Raw genomic sequence first — 935 nt, forward strand, 5'->3', positions numbered from 1 at the left:
CCGGCGGCGGCGCGTACGCCCGTCGGAACGCCGCGCACCAGCTTCGCGCATTGGTCATACGTGTCGCGCAGGGCGGCACGAAGGCGTTTTTCTTGCCGTTGCCGTCATGACCACCTGGGCTGCTTACGCCACGGCCGAAGTGCCGGCCGCTGCAGCTCCCGCCAAGGTCCAGGCCAGCACGATTGCCGAAGCCAACATGCAAGTCGTTGTCGTCAAGACCAAGCGCTTGACCGCGCTGGGAAAAGCCAGCCAAAGCTGATGTACTGGCGCTGGCCCGCGCAGCGCAAATGACACCTGACGCAAATCGCCGGAAGTGACTGTCAACTTGGTACAATTGCGCTTTCGACATAGCGCCACTTGACCCCATGATAGACATCCAACTTCTTCGCAAAGATATCGACAACGTCGCAGCGCGCCTCGCAACGCGCAAGTTCCAGCTCGACGTGGCAGGCTTCAACGCCCTCGAAGCGGAACGCAAAGCGATCCAGACGCGTACCGAAGAGCTGCAAGGCAGGCGCAATTCGCTGTCGAAACAGATCGGCATGCTCAAGGGCAAAGGCGAAGACACCTCGGCCGTGATGACGGAAGTGGCAGGCCTGGGCGACGAGCTCAAATCCAATGAAACCGCGCTGGGCGATGTGCAGGCAAGGATGGCGGCCTTCATGGAAAGCGTGCCCAACTTGCCGCACGCATCCGTGCCTGTTGGCACCGACGAGGCGGCAAACGTTGAAGTACGTAAAGTGGGCACACCTCCCAGTTTTGATTTTGACGTGAAAGACCACGTGGACGTTGGCGCCGCGCTGGGCCTCGATTTTGATGTCGCCACCAAGCTGACCGGTTCGCGTTTTTCCGTCATGAAAGGCGGCATTGCCCGTCTGCACCGCGCGCTCGCGCAATACATGCTGTCTTCGACCGCGAGCGCGGCCTGCTTGGCG

General features: G+C 61.2%; 1 protein-coding gene and 1 pseudogene. Both read left to right on the top strand.

The annotated features are described in order from the left end of the window. A partial coding sequence (locus ACP7BV_RS27345) for a hypothetical protein (RefSeq protein ID WP_426108053.1) occupies positions 1-259 on the top strand: 259 nt, incomplete at its 5' end. 106 nt (positions 260-365) lie between these two features. Continuing rightward, a pseudogene (locus ACP7BV_RS27350) lies at positions 366-935 on the top strand (serine--tRNA ligase); the annotation flags it as partial.

The sequence above is a fragment of the Massilia sp. TSP1-1-2 genome, from assembly GCF_049896185.1.
Classification (GTDB): domain Bacteria; phylum Pseudomonadota; class Gammaproteobacteria; order Burkholderiales; family Burkholderiaceae_D; genus Telluria_A.